Below are 24,859 nucleotides of genomic sequence, written 5' to 3'. Positions count from 1 at the left end.
TATGTATTAGTTCCGTAACGCGGTGAGCGTTACGTGACCAGGCCACCGGCAACTCTGTTGGAGTCACACCCGCACATGAAAAAAGCTCCGGCGCAAGCGCTCGGAGCAGAATGACGATCTCGGGAAAAACCCGAACCATCGAAAACTTCGAATCACCTGCGCGGGCGTTCTCGTGAGAGAGCCTTAGTTCGTCGTGCATTGCTGCACTCAGATAACCAGCGGTCTTTGGTCCTGGATCAGAGTACGCGAGGGGATGCCGCGGCGCAAGTCCGGCCGCGACATCCGTTCGGCGAGCCCGGCCGGTGAACCGGGTCGAGCGAGGGATGCCCGGCGCGACACGCTCTGGCGCCCGCCCCGCGCCGTCGCGCACGAGGTCGTCAGGCGAGCGGCAGCGTGACGCGGAACACCGTGCAACCCGGGCGGCTCTCGGCCGTCACCGTTCCGCCGTGCGCCTGCACGACGCCGTGCACGATGGCGAGGCCGAGGCCCGTCGACCCCGTGGCCCGCGACCGCGAGTCGTCGCCGCGCGTGAAGCGTTCGAACAGGCGGGGCGTCAGCTCGGGGTCGATGCCCGGGCCGTCGTCCGAGATCTCGATGACGGCCGTGGATGCCTCGCCGAGCGCCAACGATGCCGTCACCGTCGTGCCGGCCGGCGTGTGCACACGCGCGTTGCCCAACAGGTTCGCCACGACCTGGTGCAGGCGCGGGGCATCCCCCACCACGGTGATGGGCTCGTCGGGGATGTCGAGCTCGAACACGTGGTCGGGCGCGGCGGCGTGCGCGTCATTGACGGTGTGGATGAGCAGGTCGGTCAGGTCGACGGGTGCACGGTCGAGCTCGCGTCCCTCGTCGAGGCGGGCAAGCAGCAGCAGGTCCTCGACGATGGTGGTCATGCGGCCGGACTCCGACTGGATGCGGCCGAGCGAGTAGTTGACGTCGTCGGGCAGGGCGTCGCTGTGCCGGGTGGCGAGCTCGGAGTATCCGCGAATGGAGGCGAGCGGCGTGCGGAGTTCGTGCGAAGCATCCGACACGAATTGCCGCACCTTGCTCTCGGAGGCCTGACGGGCGGTGAGCGCCGAACCGACGTGCCCGAGCATCCGGTTGATGGAGGAACCGACGCGGCCCACCTCGGTGCGGGGGTCGGCATCGGCGTCGGCCACGCGCACGCCCAGCGCGACCTCGCCCCGGTCGAGCGGCATCTGCGACACGGCCGCGGCGGTGGCGGCGACCCGGTCGAGCGGGCGCAACGACAGGCGCACGATCAGCCAGGCCACGAGCCCGGCCAGCGCGGCGCCGAAGAGGGAGATGAGCAGCACGATGAGCACCTGTTGCGAGACCGTGGCGTCGACCTCGTCGAGGGGCAGGCCGAAGATGTAGTCGCCGTAGGGCGTGGGCACCACGACCATGCGGTAGTCGCCGAACTCGCCGCCGAGGCTGACGGTGCGCGGGCGCTCGATCTGGATGACGCCGTCGTAACCGGGCGTGCCGGTCGACGCCGCATCGACCTCGGCGGCATAGGCGGCGAGCGCCCGGCCTTGGGCGGCCGGCAGCGTGTAGGCCGCGCCGTGCGCCACGTAGCCGGCGTCGATGAGCGAGCCGTTGCGGTAGATGGCGCCGATGAAACCCTGCGAATAGCCGGGGCGCTGGATGAAACCGGGGGGCGTGGAGTAGGTATCGGAGTTCGTCGAGCCCGTTCCGGGTTCGGAGCCGGACGATGTCGCACCGCCGCGGCTCACGACCTCGCGCAGCTGGTTGTCGACGCCCGCGATCAGAAGGGACTGGGTCGAGAGCACGGTGGCGAAGCCCACGATCAAGCTGGCGATGGCGAGCAGCGCGATGACCGCGACCGTGAGCTGGCGGCGCAGGGTCCAGGGCAGGCCGAGTGCGCGGCGCCAGAAAGCGGGGCGCGTAGCCGTCGCCTCGCCGGGTTCGCCCGACGGCGCCCGTCGCGCAGACGCATCGGCCGTCGTGGGCGCGTCAGGGCGAGGCGGGGGCGGCGACGCGGGCGTCGCGGGGGGCGTTGTCACGCGCCATCCGCCGGTTTGATCATGTAGCCGACGCCGCGGATGGTGTGGATCATGGCGGGGCGCCCGGCGTCGATCTTCTTACGCAGATAGGAGATGTAGATCTCGACGACGCTGGCCTTGCCGCCGAAGTCGTAGCTCCACACCCGGTCGAGGATCTGGCTCTTCGAGAGCACGCGGCGCGGGTTGCGCATCAGGTAGCGCAGCAGCTCGAACTCGGTGGCCGTCAGCTCGATGGCGGTGCCGTCGCGGTAGACCTCGTGGCTGTCCTCGTTGAGGGTGAGGTCGCCGACCTGCACGGTGGGGCCGTCGTTGTCCACGGCGAGAAGGGTCGACCGGCGGATCAGGCCGCGCAGGCGCGCGACGAGTTCCTCGAGGCTGAACGGCTTGGTGACATAGTCGTCGCCGCCCGCGGTGAGCCCCGCGATGCGGTCGTCGAGGGAGTCCTTGGCCGTGAGGAAGAGCACGGGCATGTCGTCGCCGTTGGCGCGCAGGCGACTGAGGATCTGCAGGCCATCGAGGTCGGGCAGCATGATGTCGAGCACGACGGCGTCGGGGCGGAAATCGCGCGCGGCGGCGAGCGCGGCCTGACCGGTGGCGGCGGTGCGCACCTCCCAGCCCTCGTAGCGCAGGGCCATCTTGAGCAGATCGGTGAGGGTGGCCTCGTCGTCGACGACGAGCACGCGCACGGGTGACCCGTCGGCGCGGGTGAGGGCGGTGCGGTGGGCGCTCGAAGCGAAGGGTGTGTTACTCACATTTCTCAGTATGGACATGTTCCTATGAGCGGTCTATGAACCAACCGGATGCTCGCCCACATAGAAAGTGCATAGGGATCGGCGTGGTCGGCCATAGGCAGCCTCCCTACCTTCTGGACTGCGGCACCTCGGCCGCCCCTACGTCAGAAGGAACCCTCATGTTCGGCACCTATCTTCGGCGCGAGCTGATCGGCAGAAGAAAACAGACCATCATCATCGCCATCGGCATGGCCCTCGCGATCGCGCTCGTGATCATCGTCAACTCGGTCTCGGCCGGGGTGAGGAACGCTCAGACGACGGTGTTGCAATCCGTCTACGGCGTGGGCACCGACATCACCGTGAGCCAGGCCGCGACTCCCCCGACCGAGGGCGGCACCGACGGGCCCGGCCAGCGCTTCGACTTCGGGGCGGATGCGGGGGCCACCACCGACGGATCGACGACGGTCGCGACATCCCGCCTCGAGGCCGGCCGCGGCACCACCACCTTCGCCGCCTCGGACCTCGACAAGGTCACCGCCCTGCAGGGGGTCTCCGGTGCCGCCGGAACCCTCGCGCTGACGAACACGACGTTCGACGGCGAGCTGCCCGACTTCTCGCAGATGCAGGCGCCCGGCGCGACCGGCTCCGACTCGGGAACGGGCACCGACTCAGGCACAGGCACCGACACGGGCACGGCCCCGCAGGGCGGCGCGGATGGTGCGGGCGGCAGCTCGTTCAACGTGGACTCGTTCACGGTGCTCGGCCTCGACCCCGCAGCAGACGCCGTCGGCCCCCTCTCGGCCGTGACCCTGACGGACGGACGTGGGCTCGAAGCATCCGACACGGGAACCGACAACGCCGTGCTCGACGCGACCTACGCCACGGCCAACGACCTCGCCACGGGTGACACGTTCGACATCGGCGGCACCACGTTCACGGTCGTGGGCATCGTCGGGGCCACGGGCTCGGACGCCGAGACCGCCTCGAACGTCTACATCCCGCTCGACCGCGCGCAGGCCATCTCGGGCCTGACCGACCAGATCTCGACCATCTCGGTGCAGGCATCGTCGTCGACCGAGATCGCCGCGGTGAAGGCCGCGATCGAAAAGGACCTGCCCGACGCGACGGTCTCAACGCAGGAAGACCTCGCCTCGAGCGTGTCGGGCTCCCTGTCGTCGGCCTCGGGCCTGGTCTCGAGCCTCGGCACCTGGCTGTCGATCATCGTGTTGGCCGCGGCGTTCCTCATCGCCATCCTCTTCACCATCTCGGGGGTCTCTCGCCGCACGCGCGAATTCGGCACGCTCAAGGCCATCGGATGGTCCAACCGCCGCATCGTGGGCCAGGTCGCGGGTGAATCGGTCGTGCAGTCGCTCATCGGCGGAGCCGTCGGTGTGGCCGTCGGACTCCTCGGCGTGGTCGTCGTGAACCTCTTCGCCCCCACGCTCACGGCTTCGGCCAGCGCGTCGGCCGGCGGCGGCATGCCCGGTGGCGCACCCGGTGCGGCGGGTTCGGGCGGCGGTTCGGGCGCGGGCGACGCGGCCGCGAACCTGCCCGCCGGCGGTTTTGGCGGCGGCCAGGCCGCGGCATCCACCACCGATGTCGTGTTGAACGCGCCCGTCACGCCCCTCATCATCGTGATCGCCGTGGCCCTGGCAGTGGTCGGTGGCCTACTCGCCGGCGCGATCGGCGGATGGCGCGCCTCACGCCTGCGCCCCGCCGAGGCCCTGCGCTCGGTCGGTTAGGCCGCACGCCCCTCCCTCTTATGACTTCTCCGAAACGAACCCCCCAGGAGCATCCGATGTACACCCTCACCTCCCTGACCAAGACCTACTCGCAACCCAAACGCACCGTCACGGCGCTGAACGGCGTCGACCTCACCATCCCCGACGGCCAGCTCGTCGCCATCCAAGGCCCGACGGGCGGCGGCAAGTCGACCCTGCTGCAGATGCTCGGGGCGCTCGACCGGCCCACCTCCGGCTCGATCGCGCTGCGGGGCGACGACCTGTCGACGCTCGGCGAGGCCAAACTCGCCACCATCCGCGCATCCGAGATCGGCTTCGTCTTCCAGGGGTTCAACCTCATCCCCACCCTCACGGCGCTTGAGAACGTCGAGATGGCGCTCGTGCCGGCGGGGGTCTCGGCACAGGAGCGTGTGCACCGGGCCACCCAGGCGCTCGAATCGGTGGGCCTCGGCGAGCGCGCCACGCACCTGCCCAACGAGCTCTCGGGCGGCCAGCAGCAGCGCGTGGCGATCGCCCGCGCGCTGGTCAAGAACCCGAAGGTCCTTCTCGCCGACGAGCCGACGGGCAACCTCGACGAGCAGACGCGCGACGAGATCATGGACCTGCTGGAGGGGCTCTGGCGCGACCAGAACCTCACGGTCGTCATCGTCACGCACGACTCGGCGGTGGCCAAACGCGCCGAGCGGCGACTGCGCATCGCGAACGGCACGATCAGCGAGCTGGCCTGAAAACGAGGAAAATACCCGATCGGATGCTGAGAACCCCTACGATGTTGGATGCCCACCGTGGGCGCTCTGCCACCTCCCTGAAAGGGACACCATGACAAACGCTCCCCAGTACCAGCCCGCCCCCGGCCAGCAGGCCACGCCCGCCGACTACCCCGGCAAGACGTTGGGCCTCGTCGGCTTCATCCTCAGCATCGTCGTGCCGGTCGTCGGCCTCATCCTGAGCCTCGTCGCCCGCTCGCAGTCGAAGAGCGCCGGCTTCGAGAACAAGTGGGCCAAGATCGGCATCATCGTCGGCATCATCCTGACGATCCTCGGCATCATCGCCTTCATCATCAACATGGCGGTTCTGCTGCCCATGCTGCAGCAGTACTAAACCGCGACAGCACCACCAGCACGACATAACGAACAGGGCGGTACTCCGGCGACGAGGTGCCGCCCTTCGTCATGCGCCCGGCGGCCGACCCGCGAGCGGTGGGTAGTCCTGCCCCTGGCGGCCCGGTAGCCATCCGTGTTTAGAGTGGGTTGGACGAGCCGACCCCGGCCCCCTTCACCGCCCCAGGAGGCGCCGTGCATTCTCCGCTTCCCGCGCCGCAAACACCGCCGGCGCCCGAGCGCCCATCCGTTGTTCGCGCCACTCCGACACCGTCCATCCCCGCCGCGCCCGCGGCATCCCGTCGCCTGCCCTTTCCCGGCTGGCCGCTGTGGCTCATCTTCGGGCTCGGCATCTTCCCGAGCCTTCTCGCGCTGCTCGTGCTCGGCCTCGCCAAGGACGCGTCCATCGACGTAGCCGCCCGGCAGGCACCCCTCGTCGACCGCACCATCGTCGTCACCGGCACGCTCGACTCGATCGACACCACCTCGGGCATGCCGAACGTGACGGGCTACTACACACTCGAGGTGCCGGCCGAGGCTGAGGGCGGAACGCCCATCGAGCTCACGGCGCGCGGCGGCACGAACTGGGGTTTCCCGCCGTCGAAAGACTTTCCCGAGCAGATGTCGTTCCTGGTCGAGCGGGGCGCCGACCCGACGGTCGTGGACAGCGGCCGCCTCGGCAGCCTCGAGCCAGTCACCGCGGCGAGCGAGCGCGGAGACCGAATGGATGTCGTCATCGCCGTCGCCGCGTGGGTGATCTCCATCATCCTCTTCTGGGTGTGCGCACTCGGCCTGCCCATCCTCGCGGTCGTGCAAACGGTGCGCCGCCGTCGCGCCCGCGCCGAACGAGCCGTCGCCGCGGGCGGGCACCGCTGGACGCAGCCCTACCCCAAGCGCGGCTGACGCCGACGTCCGGGGCCGTTCGGCGGCCGCGCGTACGAGGTTGCCCGCGACCGGCGACCTCGTGGCACCGTCCTCCGCATGGGTACTCCTCCCCGTGGCCCGCCCGACGCCCCTCCGCTAGGTTCGACACATGACGACCAGCACCACGCCCGCCGCCGACTCTCCCACCGCCGCGACCGCCGCTCGCCGACCGCGTCGCCGCCTGCGCATCGAGCTGTCGCCCCTGCGCTGGACCCAGGTCGGATTGGCGGCCCTCGCGGTGCTGTCGGTGCTCGTGGGCGTCGGCTACATCTTGCCGGCCGTGCCGAACAAGGGGCCAACCTACGAACTACCGGAGTCGTTCACGGCCAAGACCGACGACGGCCGAACCATCACGTTCACGGCCGAGGGCGGCATACGCTTCGGCCTCCTGCGCCAGGACACGTCCCAGGGCTACCGCGCCGACATCCTCGACGTGAAGACGCCGCAACCGTCCTCGACCGAGTTCCCGTTCTCGGACGATTCTTTCGGTCGTAATGATCGCAACGCGATCATGCTCTCGTTCACCCGGATTGCCCAGCGCAGCAGCCAGAAGGGCCCGAACCAGACCCTCACGGAGACTTTCGGTGACGTCGATACGATCTATGTCGCCTCCGAGAGCCTCTTCCCCGGCCGCACCGAGCGCGAGATCAGCGAGCTGCCCAACGCCGCGATGACACTGACGAGCGACCTCGACACGATTCAGAACATCCGATATGCCTATGGCCCCGACGGGAACTCCGACGACGCCAGCGAGTGGTGGGTCACGTTCAACTACGACGCCCTGCAGAAGGCGGGAAAGACCAACCTGCTCTACCCGCTCGAGTGGTACACCAACCCGCTCTTCCCCGAGCTGCGCCGCATCGCGCCCTGGGTGGCCGGTTACGCGGTCCTCGCGGCGCTGCTCGCGCCGATCCCCTTCGGCATCGCCCGCCGCCTGCGCGAGCGCCGCGACGACAAGGATGCGCCCGCGCGTTAACAATCGGTGACTCCCGGCCCGCCTCGCGCGAGACGGCCGCGCTTCTGCCTAAGATCGCCGAGGGCAGATCACCGGAGGTACGCGTGTCGGCATACGACATCGACGAATACGACGACGTGCGACACGAGCACATCGACGCCGACGCGATCCGGCGACGGCGCGAACCGGATGGCCGGGGCGGATGGATCACGCTCGGCATCGTGCTCATCGCCCTGTTCGTCACCATCCGCGTGGTCGCACAGGCGGCCAACATCGAGATCGGCGAGCCGCTCCGTGACTTCTTCACGCTGTCGATCAGCGTGGTCGTCGAGTCGCTGCCGTTCGTGTTCCTCGGCATCCTGCTGTCGATCTTCGTGCAGATCTGGTTGCCCGAGAACTTCCTGCTGAAGCGGCTGCCCCGCAACCCGTTCTTCCGGCGCATGGTGTTGTCGCTGCTCGGCGTGCTCTTTCCCGTCTGCGAATGCGGCAACATGCCGCTCGCGCGCGGCCTCATGTTGAAGGGCCTGTCGACGGCCGACGCCATCACGTTCCTGCTCGCGGCGCCCATTCTCAACCCGATCACGATCGTCACGACCTATCAGGCGTTCGGGTGGAACGACGGCATCCTCATCTCGCGCATCATCGGCGGCTTCGTGATCGCCAACCTGGTGGGCATGCTGATCAGCCGGCACCCGAAGCCCGATTCGCTCATCACGCCGGGGTTCCAGGCCGCGTGCGCCAACCAGGGTCACGGGCACGATCAGGGCCGCCGCACCACCCGCAGCGTGCGCGCCTTCGCCGAGGAAAGCTCGGCCATGCTGCCGGCGCTGTTCATCGGTTCGGCCATCGCGGGCGCCATCCAGGTGGGCATTCCTCGAGACCTCCTCGTGGCGCTCGGCTCGAACCCCATGCTCTCGGTCATCGCCCTCGTGCTGCTGGCCTTCGTGATCTCCATCTGCGCCAACGTCGACGCTTTCTTCATCCTGTCGTTCGGCGCCTCCTTCATGCCCGGCGGAATCGTCGCGTTCCTCGTGTTCGGCCCCATGATCGACATCAAGATGCTCACCCTCATGCGCACGACCTATACGACGCGCGCGCTCGTCCTCATCACGGCCCTCGTCGCGGCGGGCGCCATCATCCTCGGCCTGGCGGTGAACCTCCTTGCATGACAACTTCCTCCGACGCTGGGTCGGACCGGTGCTCGCCCTCATCGGAATCGTCGCCATGCTGTGGCTCGGGCTGACGGGCAAACTCGAGCTCTACATCCATCCGCGCTATGTCGTGTTCACCGTCGTCATGGCGGTCATCGGGCTGGTCTTCACACTCGCGTCGTTCGTCATGGCGCCGCAGTGGCGTGACAAGCACACCCACGACGAGGATGCTGCACCCGGCACCCTTGGCCAGAATCCCGCGTCCCCCACACTCACGACGTCGGCCCCGGATGGCTCAGCACACGCGGCGTCGTCGGGAGCGCCCGGCACAGCGTCGAGACGCTCCCGTCGTGCTGACCGCGGAGCTCGAGCCGGCGCCGCCCGAAGCGGACGCGCCCGTCGCGTCGCCAAGGCCACGGCCCTGCAGCTGAGCGCCGCCGCCATCATCGTGGCTGCGATCTTCGCCATGCTGGTGCTGCCCCCGGCCCCCCTCTCCCTCTCGGCCGCCGAGCAGCGCAGCGTCAACAGCTCGGTCGGCAGCGCACCCGTCGCCCCCATCAGCGACGAGCAGCTGGCCAGCATCGACACCTCCACCTTCACGGTGAAAGAGTGGACGACCTATCTCAACATGGGCGTCAGCGCCGAGTTCCTGGCCGAGAACCCCGTCGATGTCACGGGATTCGTGAGCGCCGACACCAACGACCCCGACAACGTGTTCTTCGTGACGCGTTTCTCGATCACCTGCTGCGCCGTGGACGCGAGTCCCTTGGGCCTCGCGGTCTACCACCCGAACTGGCAGAACGAGCTCACCGAGGGTAAATGGGTGCGCGTGCGCGGCGGCATCGTGCCCAACCCGAGCGCGTTCAGCACCGAGACCTATTCGGTCGTGCCGACCGATGTCGAGCCCGCCGACGACGCGACGGAACCGTATGTCTTCTAGGACGCCGGCCGAGCGCTACCGACGCCTCGTCATCGCCACCTTCAGCGTGCTCGCCCTGCTGCTCGGCGGCCTGACCCTCGCCAACTTCGGCCTCGCCCCCGCCCTCGAGCAGGCGCGCTTCGACGCCACGACGCTCACGCAGTCGCGCGGCCAGACGGTCGAGTTCCAGGCCAACCAACCGCTCGCGGAGGCGGGAAAGATCACGGTGAAACCCGAGACCGCCTTCACCACCTCGCTCGACGACCGCACCCTCGTCGTCACCTTCCCCGAGCCGCTCCTCTCCGATACCGACTACACGATCACGGCAACGGATGTCGGGGGCTCGCAGACGTTCGGTCGCGCCCGGTTCGAGACCTCCTTCAGCACGCCGGGCTCCGAGATCCTCACGCTCATCGACGGCGCAAGCGCCCTCGGCGACGGCACTGGCACCGGTACCGGCCGCGACACCATCCGGCGCACGCTCCTGACCGACGCCTCGCACGAGGACATCCTCGAGGCTGACAGCATCGACGAGTTCGTCAGCACGGGGCAACTCGTCATCGCCGCCGTGACGAGCGACTCGGGCATCCGCTCGCTCATCGTGCACCGCCTGCGCGACGGTTACGAGGAGCGCGTGCGCCTGCCGGCCGGGTCGAGCGCCGTGCAGCTTCGGTCCTCGCCCACCACCAACCTGTTCGGTTTCGTGCAACGCACGCCGGGCGCGAGCGACACCCTCACCCTCTACGACACCACCGATCTGACGCAGCCTCAGTATGTCTTGGGCGCGACCGAGGGCATCCCCGAAAGCATGCTCGAGTGGCGTTTCGTGCCCAACACGTCGCAGCTCATCGTGCAATCGGACAAGCAGGCGCTCAGCCTGATCGACCCGGCCGGCGCCCAGCCGCCCCTGCCACTCGGTTTGCACGCCGACATCCGCGCGTTCATCCCCGGCACGCTGTCGTTCGCGGTCTCCGACCCCACGGGCGGCTCGATCGTGAACCTGCAGACGGGTGAGACCACGCCCCTCGAGGCCATCGCCAACCCGGATGCCGCGGGCGAACCCGACCGTCTCGCCGTCGTCTCGGTGCCCGAGGGTGGCGGCCCGGCCAGCCTCGTCGAGTCGCGCGTCGTGCGCGACCCCGCCACCTTCGCCGACCTGCGCTACGCCGTCTACAGCCTCACTCCCGACGGCGCGCGCATGCTCTACGACCGCCCCGCGTCGAGCGGCGAGGTGCGCTCCCTGTGCCTCTCCGACAACGGGCAGTACCTGGCCATCGACGTGCGCCCCAACATCGGGGATGCCGACACCGCCGCCTCCGAGGCCGCCACCGCCCCCGGTGCCCAAACCCTCATCACCGACCTGCGCACACAGAAGGACGTCGGCGTCGTCGAGGGCGCCTCCGCCGACTGGTGCCTCTGAGGTTCTGTATCGTGAAGACGTTGCGCGGGCGACACGACGACGAGCGGATGCGGAGATGAGCATGACGGTGGCGCAAGATCTGACACGCCGACAGGCCATCGCCGAGTATCAGATCCTCGACCAGCCACCCGAGCCCGATCTGCTGGGGCTTGTGCAGCTCGCCGCCACCGTGTGCGGCGTGCCGACCGCCGTCATCAACATCATCGACGATCGCTCGCAGCACCAGATCGCGGCGATCGGCATCCAGGCCTCGACCTGTTCCCGCGAGGACTCGATGTGCGCGGCCGTGTTGCAGAACCCGGGCCTCGTGGTCGTGCCCGACGCGAGAGACGACGATCGTTTCGCGAACAATCCTTTCGTCACGGGCGTCATCGGCAACACGCGCTTCTATGCATCCAGCCCGCTCATCACCCCGCAGGGCGTGCCCATCGGCACCATCTGCATCTTCGATGAGCAGACGGGCGATCTCACCCCCGAGCGCCGCGACTCGCTCAACCTCATCGCGCACCAGGTGATCGACGTGCTCGAGCTGCGCCGCATCGCCACCGAGTTGAACCGGTCGAACGAACAGCTCGAACGGTTCGCCGCTCAGGTGAGCCACGACCTGAAGAACCCGCTCATGGCCGTCTCGGGGTTCATCGAGCTCGCCGCCGACAGCCCCGAGATGGCCGATGCCCCGCAGGCCACCGAGTCTCTCGCGCGCGCCGAATCGGCGGCCACCCGCATGGGCACTATGATCGGCGACCTGCTCGACTACGCCCGCGCGGGCGGCGCTCGCCCCCGCCAGGACGATGTCGACGTGCAGCACATCGTGCGGGCTGTTGTCGACGACCTGTCCCCGGCCATCGCCGCGGCGGGTGCGCGCATCGAGGTGGATGCGGCGATCCGGCTCACGGGCGACGCGACGCTCTTGCGCGCCCTCGTGCAGAACCTCGTGGCCAACGCCATCAAGTTCACCAGCGCCTCGGGGATCCAGCCTCACATCGTGGTCGCTGCCGAAACACTTGTCGGCGGCTGGCGACTGTCGGTCGACGACAATGGCCCGGGTGTCGCCCCGGAGGATCGCGAACGCGTCTTCGGCCTCATGGATCGCGGCGCCTCGGACGACGTGCCCGGCCTCGGCATCGGCCTCTCGACGTGTCAGCGCATCGTGGAGGCACACGGCGGCTCGATCGGCATCGGCGAGTCGGCCCTCGGCGGCGCGAGCGTCTGGGTCGTGCTGCCGCGGCCCGGCATCGCCTCGCGCCCGACCGACGCCATCACCCCCGAAACCACACCGCCACCCTCAGTCTGAGCCGATCCGGCTGTACTACGGTGGCGGGGTGGATGCCGCAGCCAAACTCGTCGACCTCGCCCGCACCCTGGGCGCCTCCGAGCCCGATCCGCGGCGTTTCTTGGCCGAACTCGGCCGCCGCGGAGCCGGCGTCAGGCGCGGCCCGCTCTGGTTCCTCGACGCGGGTCGCGGTGGCCGCAACACCATCTCGGGCACGGGCGTGAAGCCCGAGTTCGACGACGGCACCCGCGGGCAGATCCGGCACTTCACGGGCACGGCGGCCACGGTGGCGCGCATCGGTGCCCGCGCCACACGCTGGGCCACGCTGCACATCTTGCGCGACGGCCCCGACACCGCCGACGGTCGCCTCAGTGAGGCGGCCATCGCGTTCGCCGAGGTACTGCTCTCCGGCGAACTGGCGACGCGCGACGCGGGCGAGTGGATCGCGCGCAACATCGCCGCCTGACCGGCTTTTCGGGCATGGGAATATCCCGGGCACTCGTCTGCTTATGGATAGTTGACCAAAGTCCACTAGATGGTTATAGTTGACCTTTATCAACGACATGGCGCAGCGTCGGGCCAGCAACCACACACGTTTCCTCTGGAGCATCCACTCATGACCACCGCATCAACCGAGGCGCCGCCCGCCCCGAAGATGACGCACCGCCAGGTGCTCGAAGCCCTCTCGGGCCTCCTGCTCGGCATGTTCGTCGCCATCCTCGCCGGCACCGTCGTCTCGACCTCGCTTCCCCGCATCGTCTCCGACCTCAACGGCGACCAGACCGCCTACACCTGGGTCGTCACCGGCACCCTGCTCGCGACCACGGTCTCGACGCCCATCTGGGGCAAGCTCGCCGACCTCTTCAACCGCAAGCTGCTCATCCAGCTCTCGCTCGTCATCTTCGTGATCGGCTCGGCCCTCGCCGGCTTCTCGCAAGACACCAACACGCTCATCATCTTCCGCGTGCTGCAGGGTCTCGGCGCCGGTGGCCTCACCGCCCTCAGCCAGATCATCATGGCCGACATCATCAGCCCGCGTGAACGCGGCCGCTACATGGGTCTCTTCGGCGGCGTCATGGCCGTCGGCACCGTCGGTGGCCCGCTCATCGGTGGTCTGCTGACCGACGGCTTCGGCTGGCGCTGGAACTTCTTCGTGGCCCTGCCCGTCGCGATCGTCGCCATCATCCTTCTGCAGAAGACGCTGCACCTGCCCAAGGTCGTCAAGCGCGTCGTCTCGATCGACTACCTCGGTGCCATCCTCATCGCCGGCGGCGTCTCGCTGCTGCTGATCTGGGTCTCGATGGCCGGAAACCAGTTCGACTGGTGGAGCACCACCACGGCCTGGATGGTCGGAGGCGCCGTCGTCGCCCTCGTGCTCGCCGTCATCGTCGAGCTGCGCGCCAAGGAGCCCATCCTGCCGATGAGCCTCTTCAAGAACCGCACCTTCACCCTCGCCGTCATCGCCTCGATCTCGGTCGGTGTGGCCATGTTCGGCACCTCGGTCTACCTCGCGCAGTACATGCAGCTCGCTCGCGGCGCCTCGCCCACCGAGTCGGGTCTTCTCACGCTACCCATGATCGCCGGCCTGCTGCTCTCGTCGACCATCATCGGAAACATCATCAGCCGCACGGGCGTGTGGAAGCCGTACATGATCGGCGGCTCGATCGCCCTCGCCATCGGCCTAGGCCTCATGGGCACCATCCACTACGACACCAACTACGTGCTCGTCTCGGTGTACATGCTGATCCTCGGCGCCGGCGTCGGTGCCGTCATGCAGAACCTGGTGCTCGTCGTGCAGAACGCCGTGCAGCCCAACGAATTGGGTGCCTCGAGCGCCGGCGTCGCCTTCTTCCGCAGCCTCGGCGGCACGGTCGGCGTCTCGGTGATGGGTGCCATCCTGGCCACCCGCGTCTCCGACTCGCTCGCGGCCAGCACGGCGCAGCTGCAGACCGCCCTGTCGAAGCTCGGTGCCGAGGGCGCCAAGATCGGCGAGGCGCTCGCCTCCGGAACCATCCCCAAGGTGTCGACGCTGCCCGATTCGGTGCGCCCCATCATCGAGTCGGCCTACGGCGACGGCGTGGCTCACGTCTTCCTGCTGGCCGCCCCGCTGGCCCTCGTCACGATCCTCGCGATCGTCTTCCTGCCGAACCTCAGCCTCGGCACGAAGACGGCCCTCGAGCGTCGCGAAGAGACCCGCCTGCAGGAGTCGGAGGAGCGCGTGTTCGAGACGGCCATCGCCTCGATCGACGGCGCACCCACCGGTTCGATCGGCGTGGTCCGCGACGGCGAGAAGCGGGATGCCTCGGCCACCGCATCCGACGACAGCGCGCGTCGCTCGGGCGAATAGCACCATGAACCAGGCACCCGACGCCCCGCACGACCCCGCCGTCGACCAGTCCATCGCCCGGGTGGAGGAGCAGTTCGGATTGCTCATCAACCGGGTGAAGGCGTCGATGCGGGACCGTGCGGAGCGGGTCTACCCCGGCCTGCAGCCGGTCGGGTACAAGGTTCTCTCCACGGTGGTCCGGGCGGGGCGCCTGCAATCGGGCGCCCTCTCCGAGATGCTCATGACCGATAAGAGCATCATCAGCCGCACGGTCAAATACCTCGAACAGGTCGGGCTCATCACGCGTGAGCCCGACCCGCTCGACGGGCGCTCGAGCTACGTCGTGCCCACGGCCATAGCGGTCGAACGCATGGACGCCGTGCGCCTCGACGACCAGGAAATGCTGTACGACCGCCTGCGCGGCTGGGATTCCGGCGACGTCGAGCGGCTCGCCACCCTGCTGCACATGCTCAACGAGTCGGTGCCGCTCGGCGGTTCCGCGGCCTCCCGCGAGCTGGCGCGCGAGGTGGATTCGGCACCGGAGTCGGAAGCGGTCGGCAGCCGGTAGCCGGTAGCCGGTAGCCGCCGACCACTCGTCGACAGCCACTCGTCGACAGTCGCTCGCCGGCAGACGCTCGTCGCCAGCCACTCGTCGACAGCCACTCGTCGGCAGCGCTCGTCGTCAGCCGGTATCGGCTAGCCGCGCTTCAGCGGCAGCGCGGCCTGACGGCTCAGCCAGCGCACGAGCGTCTCGAGCGGGCCCGATCGCCCCAGAAGCGTCAGCACCAGTCCGATCGCGAGCGCCCCGGCCACGTGCATCAGCCACAGCTGCGGGCTCGACACCAGCCAGAGGTACTCCTCGCCGGCCGAGAACCGGTCGCCGGGAATCGACGAGTCCATCACGGTCTTCGCCACAATGTGGGCGCAGTACACGGTGAGCGGAGCGGCCCCCGCGGCGGCCACGGGAGCCAGCAGCTTCGCGCCGGCGCCCCGCACGACGAGCCCGATCATCAGGCACACCGCAATGGCGATGAGCGACGTGCCGGTCGTGAGCGCCAGGTCGAGCGTGGCCCCGGAGTGCACGAGCGACGACGCGAGCCACCACGGGCTGTCGAGCGGAACCAAACCGAAGCCCGACCCCTCCGCCATGCTCTGCGCCTCGATCCGCCCCATGACGCCGGGCGTGTACATGTCACCCCGGGCGATGGCGTCGAGGCCCCCGAGCGGCCCGAGCGCGAGCTGCGAGAGCCCCCACCCGGCCACGGCAAGCACGGCACCCGCGATGAGCGTGCGCAGAGCAACCCTCATGAGCGGTCGGATGTCGCGGGCCACCGCATCACGCGGGCCCGACGCATCCATGGCCCGGGTGATCAATCGGCCGACGCCCATGCCCACGAGCACGTACACGATCCAGGTGAGCACGGGGTAGACGCCCGTGACGAAGAGGTCGCGCACGAGATCGGGGTCGGTAACACTCTGCCACGACGGATTCTCGAAGGTCGACTCGACCCCCCACGCGGTGCGCAGGCCGAACGAGACGACGGGCCAGACCAGGGCCCACACGGCCGCGATGCCGAAGAGCGCCCGCACGGGCAGGCGCAGGAACGGAATGGCGAGCCAGAACGTGACGCCGTAGTAGACGAGGATGATCGCGATGCCGCTGTCGAGCAGGCCGAGTGTGAGCCCGATGAGCGCGATCACGAAGCCGCGCATGAGGAGCGCTCGACTCGCGGCGCCGAAGCCGGTGCCCGCACGCGCCCGCACACTCGCGACGTTGGAGGGGTCGGCGAACAGTGCGCTCGCGCGTCCGCCGGCGGAATCGCGGGTCGGAACCTCACCCGTCAGATAGCGGCGGGTCGACAGGGCGATCCCGATGCCCGCGAGCACGGCGAACAGCGCCGCCGCCCGCCCCTGCACGAAGATGTGGATGAGGGTGGCATCGCCGTCGGGAAACTCGGTGTTCCACACGTGAGCGGCCATCATCCCGGCGAGTGCCAGAAAACGCGCTAGGTCGATACCGATCAACCGTCCGCCGCGCAGCCGCCGGTCGAGCCGCTGCGAGCGCGTCAGGCGCGGCCTGGTGCGAGCGCGGGGTGGAGCCCCCGCATCCACATCGGTCACGCGTCTCGCCAGCTGTGCTGCGGGTCGAAGCCCAGCACACGGCGGGCCTTGTCGATCGAGAGCAGGGTGTCGTTCGCGCCGAGCTCGTCGAGGTCGCGCGCCAGCGGCACGCCGGGGAACACCTCGGCGACGAGCTCGGTATTGGGCCGCGACATCACGGTGTCGGCGGCCGCGATGATGAACCGGTCGAACCCGGTCGTCTGCCACGCCAGGGCCTTTTCGATCGCCTGCGCTCCGTCGCGCGCGTCGATGTAGCCCCACAGGTTCCACTTGCGCAGGGTCGCATCGGTGTCGAACGAGGGGAACTCGGCATAGTCCTCGGGCGCCATCACGTTCGAGAAGCGCAGACCCACGATCTTGAGGTCGCCATGCCAGCGGGTCAGCTCGATGGCCATCTGCTCTTCGAGGTGCTTGACGAGCGAGTAGGTGCTCTCGGGCCGCGCCGCATATTCCTCGTCGACGGGGATGTAGGGCGGCGGGGTGTCGAACGGCAACCCCAACACGGTTTCACTCGACGCATACACGACATTGCGGATGCCGGCACGGATCGCCCCGTGGAACACGTTGTACGTGGACAGCATGTTGTTGTGGAACGTGGCCACATCGCTCGCCAGCCCGGGCGCGGGTATGGCCGCGAGATGCACTACGGCGTCGAAGCCGCCGATTTTGTCATCGATGCCCCCGAGCGCATCCACCACCTGGCCGTAATCGCGCAGGTCGACCCGCGTGAACAGCGGCCCACGCTCCCCCGCCTGGTCGAGGTTGACGACCTCGTTGCCGCTCTCGACGAGGGCCGCGACGACCGCGCGACCCAACTTTCCCGACCCACCGGTCACCGCAATACGCATGGCATCTATTCTGACCCGTGATCGGCCGAGCGCCTAGGTCCACCCGCGAGTCGAGCCAGCCAGGAGATAAGACTCTCGAGGGGCCCTCGACGCTGCAAAGCCCACAGCAAGAGCCCGACGAACAGCGCACCGGCGATGTGCAATAACCATATGGGTAGGCTGGACACCATCCATCGTTCACCCACGTCGGCTACTCCGTCCGCAAAGATCGCGTTCACCGTCAGGCTCTGGACGACGACGTGCAGGCTATAGATCGTCAGAGGGGCGGCACCCGCCGCCAGCACCGGTGCCAGCATGGCGACACCGCGGTGCCGCAGCCTGGTTCCGATGAGCAACCCGATACCGATGACGACCAGCGCCGACCCACCCGTGTGAAACAGATCGAGCGTCGCACCGGAGTGGGCAACCGAGGATGCAAGGAGCCACGGACTCTCGAGCGGCACGACGCCATACGCGGACGCGCTCATGATCACGGCCATCTGCTCCCGGGTCTCACTCGAGGGCAGTTCGCCCTGAGCTGAGATCACGGCGTCGATTCCGCCGAGCGGCCCCATTGCGAGCGCCGAGAGCGCCCAGGCGACGACGGCCATACCGGCCCCGGCGATCGAGAGTCGTCCGGCGAGCGCTCGAATGTCCGGCGAACCGCGCGACGAATCTGCGTCTCTGGTATCGAGCACCAACCGCCCCACGGCCATCCCCGCGACCACGTAGACGAACCACGTCGCCACCGGATACACCCCAGTCAGCAGCACGTCGACTGCCACCATCGGGTCGGTCAAGCCGATCCAGGACGGATTCCCGCCGTAGGGCCCGATGAGCGACCACGTCGAGCGCGCCCAGAACGACAAGAGAGGCGACACGATGGCCCCGAGGACCGCAATGACCGCCAGCGTTACAGAACCGAGGCGCAACAGCGGAATCATCACGCAAAACAACACGCCATAGGACACAAGGATGATTGCGACCTGCGTGGAAAGGAGGCCGAGAGTCAATCCGACAACAGCTACCGCCGCACCCCGAACGAAAAGGGCCCGCGCGGCAGCTGCATGGCCGCGGTGGCCGCATCGCGCGCTTTCGCCACGCCCTCGACCAAGGTATCGCTTCGACGAAAGGACTATTCCTACGCCCGCGAGTACCGCGAAAAGCGCGGCCGCCCGCCCCTGCACGAGTCCCAGAATCAGGGTGCTCGACCCGTCGGCGGGATCGAGCATCCACACGTGTGCGGCCATCATGCCTATGAGCGCGACGAAACGCGCAAGGTCGAGACCGGCGATGCGGTTGGGTGCGCGGGACAGCGTCACCGGGACCGTCGGCGCGGTCTCGACCGGCGATGGGGTGGGGGCATCCGGCTCTGTGCTCATGCATCCATCGTGGGCGAGCCCGGCCAGTGATCCTGCTAATCCGCTGGACCGTAAAGCGGAGTAGAAGCGAAGTTGGTGAGGTTCATGCGGATCCGCTCGCAAGCCAAGGCGGGATCGTGCGGAAGACACCTACCGGCGCGTTCCCGCAGCTCGAACGCCGACAGGCTGAACAGATCGATGAGGATTTGCTTCACACCGCGTGTCGAAGCGCGCCTGTCTCCGGCCAACTCGCCCCGCGATTCGATGGACCGCGCGCGCCCGGTCGTCTCATCGCCCACGACGAGGGACAATAGATAAGTGAATCCCCTGCTCGCTGGCCGCATCGTCGTCGATGGTGACGACCGCATCGCCTGGCTGCGGGCACGCTCGCGCGGAATCACGGCAACGGATGTCGCAAAACTCAGCACCCCGGCATCCATCCAGTCGGCCGCGACGGCCAAGCTCATGGGCACGGGCTTCGGCGGCAACCGCTACACCGACCACGGCAAGGCGCGCGAACCCGAGATCGCCCGGTGGGTGGCCGCCACGCACGGCATCCAGCCCTCGTCGGCGCTCTTCCACAGTGAATACGAGCGCCGCCACCTGGCCACGCCCGATGGTCTGGCGAGCACCGAAGACGGGCGCGTCATCCTCAGCGAGATCAAGACGACGAACAAGTCGTGGCGCAGCATCCCGCGCCACTACCTGCGCCAGGTCTGGTGGCAGCAATACGTGCTGGGCGCCGAACGCACGCTCGTGGTGTGGGAACAACACAACGATTTCGTGCCCCTCGACGACGAGCCGCTCTGCCGCTGGGTCGACCGCGACGAACGCGAGATCAACACGCTCGTCACCATGGCGAACGCGCTCATCGACGAGCTGCACCGCCGCACGACACGCCCCGCCTGACACCCCGCCTGACACCTCTCGGTGGTCTCCGATGCAGTCTTAGCAGCGCGGTGACGCCCCCGAAACATGCGTGACTCATTGCCCCGTGAGACTGACACCAGCACGGCACACGACCCGAACGGTGCCTCGACCATCCGCAACGACAGAGGGGGTACGATGCGCCAGGCAATGCATGAGTCGTGGCTGACTCACACCGCACCACTACCGATCGAAGAGGTTCCCGAGCGCATGACGGCCGCCGTCATCGACGCCGTCGGGGGCACCGAACAGCTGCACCTCGCCGAGGTCGACACACCCCGCCAGGTGAACTCCGAGTTCATCGTGCGCGTCGTCGCCGCGGGCGTCAATCCGCTCGACGTGAAGACGAGGGCCGGCCGCGGCGTGGCGGCGGGCATCGAGTCCTATCCGGCCGTGCTGGGCATGGACTTCTCGGGTGTCGTCGTGCGATCGCCCTACGAGGCGCATCCGCTGCATCCGGGCACCGAGGTCTATGGCATGGTGTCGTTTCCCCGCTACTCGGGCAGTTATGCGCAGTATGTCTCGGTTCCGAGCCTGTCGCTGGCCCGCAAACCCGTGGCGCTCTCGCATGTCGAGGCCGCCGGCATCCCTGTTGCGGCCCTCACGGCCTGGGGCATGGTGGTCGAGGTCGCCAAGGCGCACGAGGGCCAGCGCATCCTCATCCATGCCGGCTCGGGCGGGGTCGGCCACTTCGCGGTGCAGTTCGCCGCCTATTTCGGCGCTCACGTGATCGCCACGGGTTCGGCCCGCAACGAGGGATGGCTGCACGAACTCGGCGCCAAGGAATTCGTCGACTACGAATCCCAGCGTTTCGAAGACGTGCTCACCGAGGTGGATGTCGTGATCGACCTCGTCGGCAATGTGCACGACGACACGGGCTCACGTTCACTGAAGGTCTTGCGGCACGGCGGACTCATCGTCAACGCCCCGACGGGCAGCTGGCCCACGTTCCTCGACGAGGTCGCCGAGGCGGGGGTGCGCGGCACCACCTACAAGGTCGCGCCCGATGGCAACACCCTGTCCACGGTGTCTCGTCTGCTCGAGTCGGGCGACGTGCGCGTGTTCGTCGACCAGGTCTTCGACCTCTCTCAGGCCTCCGAGGCGCACGCCGCGCTCGAGACGGGTCACACACGCGGCAAGATCGTCCTCCACGTCGCCGACAGCTAGGGGCCGGCGCGACAACCGGCGCCCTCAGGCGGTCACGCCGTCATGCGGTCACGCCGCGAGGCCGGCGCTCACTTCGCGGGTCGCCGTCAGGCTGTCCCCGTGTTGAGCAGTCGATCCCCGAGCTCGCTGCGCAGGTACAACACGCTGTGCCCGTAGCGCGTCGAGGTGACGAGCCCTACGGCCCGCAGTGCCCGCAGGTGCTGGTTCACGGCCGACGTGCTCACGCCGAAGCGCAGGCCGAGTTCGGTCGACGACGCCGGCTCGGCCAGGGCGGTGAGCAGCGCGGCCCGCACCCGTCCGAGCACATTGGTCACGGCATCCGCATCGCCCGTCGGCTGGGCCTCCCACATGGCGCCCTGGCCGCGTGCCGGATACATGACCATGGGCGGCTCGTCGTCCTCGACGGGTGACGACCCGCGCCGCGTGAACATGGTGGGCACGAGCGTGATGCCGAGCCCCGCGGTGGGCAACGTGCGATCGCCGGGCGACATCACGTCGATCGAGAGCACCCCGTCGGCGTAGCTCATCGAATCGCCCAGGTTGTTGAGCATGGCGGCTAGACCGTTCTGCGCGATCTGCCGCCCCCGAAACACGATGTCGGCCTCGAGGATGGTGCGCATGCGCCCCCAGTAGGGCTGAAAACAGCTCTGCCAATAGTGTTCGAGGCCGCGCAGCATCCGCTCGATCGCCCGGTGAGGGTCGCCGGCGAACACGCGCGGAACCGTGCCGTGGACGGCTTCGAGTTGCCGCCGGAACACGGCCGGGTCGATCGCCGCGAGACGGGCGAACTCGTCCTCGATGCGCGTGAGTGGCGAGGCGGGCCGCGGGTTCAGAAAGTCGGGCGTCCACTGCCTCTCGTCGATCAACGCGCTCAGCACCTCGGTGTCGACGTGCTGCCGGGCCTCCTGCGTGTTCCGCAGCCACGGCAGCTGCAGCGGGTAACGGGATGGCTCGTTCAAGGCCCTGAGCGACAGCCCGAGTTCGCAGAGCGGCGAGATGCCGAAGCGCAGCCCCGCGAGCTCGACATCGTCCATGGTGTAGCGCAACATGAAGCACAACGCTACATCACTGCCGGAAGCCACCCCGCCCGTGGGAGAACTGATCCGTGAGCAACATTCCGCCTTCCGCCGAAACCGGCAGCATCCCCCGTCTCGATCCCGCACCTCTCGCCGACCCCACACCCGAGGGCCCCGAGTCATCCCGAGGCCTCTCGGGCCTGCGCCGCCGCCTGCCGGCCGCCCTGCAGAACCCCGTGTTGCGCGTGCTCATCGCCTCCACGTTCGTGCACACCCTCGGCCGCGGAGTCTTCCTCACCGTCACGGTGCTCTACTTCAGCCTCATCGTCGGGCTCAACGCGGCCGAGGTCGCGGTCGTCCTCACGGCCGCGAGTGCCGTCGGAGTGGCGACCTCGTTCTTCGGCGGCTTCCTCGCCGACCGCCTGAGCGCCCGCCTCCTGTCGATCATCGCGGCGGCGGGCTCGGGCCTGGCGCTCATGGCCTACGCCCTGGCCGGCTCCTTCGTCACGACCCTCATCATCGCCTGCCTCGTCGACGGCATGATGAGCGCCGAGCACGCCATCCGCGGAGCCATCATCGCCCGCGCCTTTACGGGCACCGAGCGGGTCTCGGCCCGTGCCATCCTGCGCACCGTCACCAACATCGGCATCGCGGTCGGCTCGGGTGCGGGCGGCATCGCCCTGCTGGTCTCCACCCCCGAGGCCTACCGCTGGACCATGCTCGGTGCGGGCGCCATCACGGCCGCCAGCGCGCTCCTCCTCGCCAAACTGCCCACCACCGTCGACGCGCACCGCCCCTCAGCGGGCGAGACCGCCGAGCGCCTCAGCGGCCTCTCCCCCTGGCGCAACCCGCGCTACCTCGCCTTCACGGGCCTGTCGGGCATCTTCGCCATCCAGTTCGCGGTCTTCGAAATCGGTGTGCCCCTCTGGATCATTCAAGACACGGATGCCCCACCCGCCGTCGTCGCCCTCCTCACCTTCATCAACACCGCGTTGGTGATCGCGTTCCAGATCCCTCTGTCTCGGGGCACCCACGACATGCGTTACGCGGGCCGCGTCTCGTTCGTCGCCGGAATCCTCATGGCGGGTGCCTGCGTGCTCTACTTCACGGCCTCGCTCACCGCCGCCGTCGCAACCGTCGTCGTGCTGCTCGTCGCGCTGGTGCTGCACTCGTTCGCCGAGATCCTGTCGTCGGCCAGTTCGTGGGGCCTGTCATTCGAACTCGCCGACCAGCGCCTGGCGGGCAGCTATCAGGGTGTGTACTCGATGGGTTACTCCCTCGGCACCATGGTGGCCCCGCTCATCGTGACCGGCCTCGCTATCACCCACGGCCTCTGGGGATGGCTCGGCCTCGCCGCCCTCTTCGTCGCCTCCGCCTCGGGCATTACAGCCATCGCGTCACGCGCCGCCTCCCGCCCGCGCTAGCGCGTCGCCGCACCCCGGGACCGGCTGGCGCGGCGACGCCGTGTCCTGGCGTGGCGCCACGGTGCCCTGGCGTGGAGCCACCGTGTTCCGACGTGGGGGCGCGCCCTTAACGCAAGAATGGCCCGCCGAAGCGGGCCATTCTTGTGATGATTCGTCGTGCTAGGTGGTGAAACCTAGACGAGGATGTTCACATCGAGGGGGATGCCGGGGCCGAACGTGGTCGACACCGTGCCCTTCTGGATGTAGCGACCCTTGGAGGACGACGGCTTCAAGCGGACGACCTCTTCGAGGGCGGCGTTGATGTTCTCGTCGAGCTGCTCGGGCGTGAAGCTGGCCTTGCCGACGACGAAGTGCACGTTGGAGTGCTTGTCGACGCGGAACTCGATCTTTCCGCCCTTGATCTCGGTAACGGCCTTGGCGACGTCGGGCGTCACGGTGCCGGTCTTCGGGTTGGGCATGAGGCCACGGGGTCCGAGGACCTTACCGAGACGACCGACCTTGCCCATGAGCTCGGGGGTCGAGACGGCGGAGTCGAAGTTGGTGTAACCCTCGGACACCTTCTGGATGAGCTCGTCGCCACCGACCTCGTCGGCACCGGCTGCGAGAGCGGCTTCGGCGGCCGGACCGGTCGCGAAGACGATGACGCGGGCGGTCTTACCCGTGCCGTGGGGCAGGATGACGGTTCCACGAACCATCTGGTCTGCCTTGCGGGGGTCGACACCGAGCTTCAGAGCGACCTCGACGGTGCTGTTGAACTTCGACGAGCCGGTCTCTTTGGCGAGCTCGACGGCTTCGGTGGGCGTGTAGAACTTGTCAGCCTGGATCTTGTCGGCTGCGGCCCGGTAGGCCTTAGACTTCTGTGCCATTTTGTTCTCCCATTCGAGAATGTGGTGTGCCTACGCCGGAACCCGCGGGTTCCTGGTGCAGTCGCGCCTGGCTAGCGCTGCCACGATGTTGAAAAAAGGGTGGACTGCTTAGCCTTCGACGGTGATGCCCATGGAACGGGCGGTGCCGGCGATGATCTTCGAGGCGGCGTCGATGTCGTTGGCGTTCAGGTCGACGAGCTTCGCCTCAGCGATTTCGCGAACCTGGTCCTTGGTGAGCTTGGCAACCTTGACGGTGTGCGGCGTGCCGGAACCCTTGGCGACGCCGGCAGCCTTCTTGATGAGCTCGGCGGCGGGCGGGGTCTTCAGGATGAACGTGAACGAGCGGTCTTCGTAGACCGTGATCTCGACGGGGATGACGTTGCCGCGCTGGGCCTCGGTCGCCGCGTTGTAAGCCTTGCAGAACTCCATGATGTTCACGCCGTGCTGACCCAGGGCCGGGCCGATGGGCGGGGCCGGGTTGGCGGCGCCGGCCTTGATCTGAAGCTTGATCAGACCTGTGACCTTCTTCTTCGGTGCCATGTTTCTTCCTTCTTTCTGAGGTTCGAGCTCCCCGCTAGGGGG

Annotated in this window: 24 protein-coding genes; 15 read left to right on the top strand and 9 right to left on the bottom strand. The window is 68.3% G+C overall.

Features of this window, described 5'->3' with window-relative positions; all coding sequences use genetic code 11:
- Positions 1–377: 377 nt before the first annotated feature.
- Together ACUWEX_RS03870 and ACUWEX_RS03865 are read right to left on the bottom strand one after the other, a co-directional pair.
- Positions 378–2,027, bottom strand: coding sequence for a sensor histidine kinase (locus tag ACUWEX_RS03870; protein WP_445997170.1), 1,650 nt, complete (start codon positions 2,025–2,027; stop codon positions 378–380).
- Positions 2,024–2,797 carry a response regulator transcription factor gene (locus ACUWEX_RS03865; RefSeq protein ID WP_079726933.1) on the bottom strand — a complete coding sequence of 258 codons (774 nt, stop codon included), beginning with the start codon at positions 2,795–2,797 and terminating at the stop codon, positions 2,024–2,026. The genes ACUWEX_RS03870 and ACUWEX_RS03865 overlap by 4 nt, the downstream gene beginning before the upstream one ends.
- Positions 2,798–2,937: 140 nt before the next feature.
- On the opposite strand from ACUWEX_RS03865, the gene ACUWEX_RS03860 reads away from it, so the two are divergent.
- The 12 genes from ACUWEX_RS03860 to ACUWEX_RS03805 all read left to right on the top strand — a co-directional run bounded on the left by ACUWEX_RS03860 (position 2,938) and on the right by ACUWEX_RS03805 (position 15,136).
- Positions 2,938–4,500 (top strand): ABC transporter permease, encoded by a 1,563-nt coding sequence (locus tag ACUWEX_RS03860; protein WP_079726932.1) that lies wholly within the window; start codon positions 2,938–2,940, stop codon positions 4,498–4,500.
- A gap of 56 nt (positions 4,501–4,556) precedes the next feature.
- Positions 4,557–5,228: an ABC transporter ATP-binding protein gene (locus tag ACUWEX_RS03855; protein ID WP_079726931.1), complete on the top strand. Its 672-nt coding sequence runs from the start codon at positions 4,557–4,559 to the stop codon at positions 5,226–5,228.
- Between the two features lie 91 nt (positions 5,229–5,319).
- Complete coding sequence (locus tag ACUWEX_RS03850) at positions 5,320–5,601, top strand: hypothetical protein (RefSeq protein ID WP_079726930.1); 282 nt, start codon at positions 5,320–5,322, stop codon at positions 5,599–5,601.
- 194 nt (positions 5,602–5,795) lie between these two features.
- Complete coding sequence (locus tag ACUWEX_RS03845; RefSeq protein WP_445997169.1) at positions 5,796–6,503, top strand: hypothetical protein; 708 nt, start codon at positions 5,796–5,798, stop codon at positions 6,501–6,503.
- Between the two features lie 130 nt (positions 6,504–6,633).
- A complete protein-coding gene (locus tag ACUWEX_RS03840) occupies positions 6,634–7,500 on the top strand; it encodes a hypothetical protein (protein WP_445997168.1) in 867 nt (288 codons plus the stop codon).
- An 83-nt stretch (positions 7,501–7,583) separates the two neighbouring features.
- Positions 7,584–8,648: a permease gene (locus ACUWEX_RS03835; RefSeq protein ID WP_445997167.1), complete on the top strand. Its 1,065-nt coding sequence runs from the start codon at positions 7,584–7,586 to the stop codon at positions 8,646–8,648.
- Positions 8,641–9,570 carry a TIGR03943 family putative permease subunit gene (locus tag ACUWEX_RS03830; RefSeq protein WP_445997166.1) on the top strand — a complete coding sequence of 310 codons (930 nt, stop codon included), beginning with the start codon at positions 8,641–8,643 and terminating at the stop codon, positions 9,568–9,570. Before ACUWEX_RS03835 ends, ACUWEX_RS03830 begins: the two co-directional genes overlap by 8 nt.
- The gene (locus ACUWEX_RS03825) at positions 9,560–10,969 is read left to right on the top strand and encodes a hypothetical protein (RefSeq protein WP_445997165.1); all 1,410 of its coding nucleotides are present in this window, start codon (positions 9,560–9,562) and stop codon (positions 10,967–10,969) included. The genes ACUWEX_RS03830 and ACUWEX_RS03825 overlap by 11 nt, the downstream gene beginning before the upstream one ends.
- 55 nt (positions 10,970–11,024) lie before the next feature.
- Complete coding sequence (locus tag ACUWEX_RS03820) at positions 11,025–12,263, top strand: sensor histidine kinase (RefSeq protein ID WP_445997164.1); 1,239 nt, start codon at positions 11,025–11,027, stop codon at positions 12,261–12,263.
- Between the two features lie 28 nt (positions 12,264–12,291).
- Positions 12,292–12,708 carry a hypothetical protein gene (locus tag ACUWEX_RS03815; RefSeq protein WP_445997163.1) on the top strand — a complete coding sequence of 139 codons (417 nt, stop codon included), beginning with the start codon at positions 12,292–12,294 and terminating at the stop codon, positions 12,706–12,708.
- A gap of 150 nt (positions 12,709–12,858) precedes the next feature.
- The gene (locus tag ACUWEX_RS03810; protein ID WP_407668725.1) at positions 12,859–14,589 is read left to right on the top strand and encodes an MDR family MFS transporter; all 1,731 of its coding nucleotides are present in this window, start codon (positions 12,859–12,861) and stop codon (positions 14,587–14,589) included.
- A gap of 4 nt (positions 14,590–14,593) precedes the next feature.
- Positions 14,594–15,136, top strand: a complete 543-nt coding sequence (locus ACUWEX_RS03805) for a MarR family winged helix-turn-helix transcriptional regulator (protein ID WP_143785312.1) — start codon at positions 14,594–14,596, stop codon at positions 15,134–15,136.
- A 128-nt stretch (positions 15,137–15,264) separates the two neighbouring features.
- Here ACUWEX_RS03805 and ACUWEX_RS03800 read toward each other — a convergent pair whose 3' ends face one another.
- The 4 genes from ACUWEX_RS03800 to ACUWEX_RS03785 are packed head-to-tail and all read right to left on the bottom strand — an operon-like array spanning position 15,265 to position 19,176.
- Positions 15,265–16,689: a heparan-alpha-glucosaminide N-acetyltransferase domain-containing protein gene (locus ACUWEX_RS03800; RefSeq protein WP_445997162.1), complete on the bottom strand. Its 1,425-nt coding sequence runs from the start codon at positions 16,687–16,689 to the stop codon at positions 15,265–15,267.
- Complete coding sequence (locus ACUWEX_RS03795) at positions 16,686–17,537, bottom strand: NAD-dependent epimerase/dehydratase family protein (RefSeq protein ID WP_445997161.1); 852 nt, start codon at positions 17,535–17,537, stop codon at positions 16,686–16,688. Before ACUWEX_RS03795 ends, ACUWEX_RS03800 begins: the two co-directional genes overlap by 4 nt.
- 5 nt (positions 17,538–17,542) lie before the next feature.
- Positions 17,543–18,898: a heparan-alpha-glucosaminide N-acetyltransferase domain-containing protein gene (locus tag ACUWEX_RS03790; RefSeq protein WP_445997160.1), complete on the bottom strand. Its 1,356-nt coding sequence runs from the start codon at positions 18,896–18,898 to the stop codon at positions 17,543–17,545.
- Between the two features lie 35 nt (positions 18,899–18,933).
- Positions 18,934–19,176: a hypothetical protein gene (locus tag ACUWEX_RS03785; RefSeq protein ID WP_445997159.1), complete on the bottom strand. Its 243-nt coding sequence runs from the start codon at positions 19,174–19,176 to the stop codon at positions 18,934–18,936.
- A gap of 19 nt (positions 19,177–19,195) precedes the next feature.
- Between ACUWEX_RS03785 and ACUWEX_RS03780 the strand changes: the two genes are divergently transcribed.
- Both ACUWEX_RS03780 and ACUWEX_RS03775 read left to right on the top strand, forming a co-directional pair.
- The gene (locus tag ACUWEX_RS03780) at positions 19,196–19,786 is read left to right on the top strand and encodes a YqaJ viral recombinase family protein (RefSeq protein ID WP_077053858.1); all 591 of its coding nucleotides are present in this window, start codon (positions 19,196–19,198) and stop codon (positions 19,784–19,786) included.
- Positions 19,787–19,942: 156 nt separating this feature from the next.
- The gene (locus ACUWEX_RS03775) at positions 19,943–20,971 is read left to right on the top strand and encodes an NADP-dependent oxidoreductase (protein WP_445997158.1); all 1,029 of its coding nucleotides are present in this window, start codon (positions 19,943–19,945) and stop codon (positions 20,969–20,971) included.
- Between the two features lie 86 nt (positions 20,972–21,057).
- Here the strand turns inward: ACUWEX_RS03775 and ACUWEX_RS03770 are convergent, their stop codons facing one another.
- Positions 21,058–22,020 (bottom strand): DUF5937 family protein, encoded by a 963-nt coding sequence (locus ACUWEX_RS03770; protein ID WP_445997157.1) that lies wholly within the window; start codon positions 22,018–22,020, stop codon positions 21,058–21,060.
- A 56-nt stretch (positions 22,021–22,076) separates the two neighbouring features.
- Here ACUWEX_RS03770 and ACUWEX_RS03765 point away from each other — a divergent pair, with 56 nt between their 5' ends.
- Complete coding sequence (locus tag ACUWEX_RS03765) at positions 22,077–23,411, top strand: MFS transporter (RefSeq protein WP_445997156.1); 1,335 nt, start codon at positions 22,077–22,079, stop codon at positions 23,409–23,411.
- A 173-nt stretch (positions 23,412–23,584) separates the two neighbouring features.
- Here the strand turns inward: ACUWEX_RS03765 and rplA are convergent, their stop codons facing one another.
- Positions 23,585–24,277: a 50S ribosomal protein L1 gene (rplA, locus tag ACUWEX_RS03760; protein WP_079726917.1), complete on the bottom strand. Its 693-nt coding sequence runs from the start codon at positions 24,275–24,277 to the stop codon at positions 23,585–23,587.
- Between the two features lie 108 nt (positions 24,278–24,385).
- Positions 24,386–24,817 carry a 50S ribosomal protein L11 gene (gene rplK / locus ACUWEX_RS03755; protein WP_077053862.1) on the bottom strand — a complete coding sequence of 144 codons (432 nt, stop codon included), beginning with the start codon at positions 24,815–24,817 and terminating at the stop codon, positions 24,386–24,388.
- Positions 24,818–24,859: the final 42 nt, after the last annotated feature.

Source organism: Okibacterium fritillariae, assembly GCF_052783725.1.
This window is presented reverse-complemented; position numbering and strand designations above follow the sequence as displayed.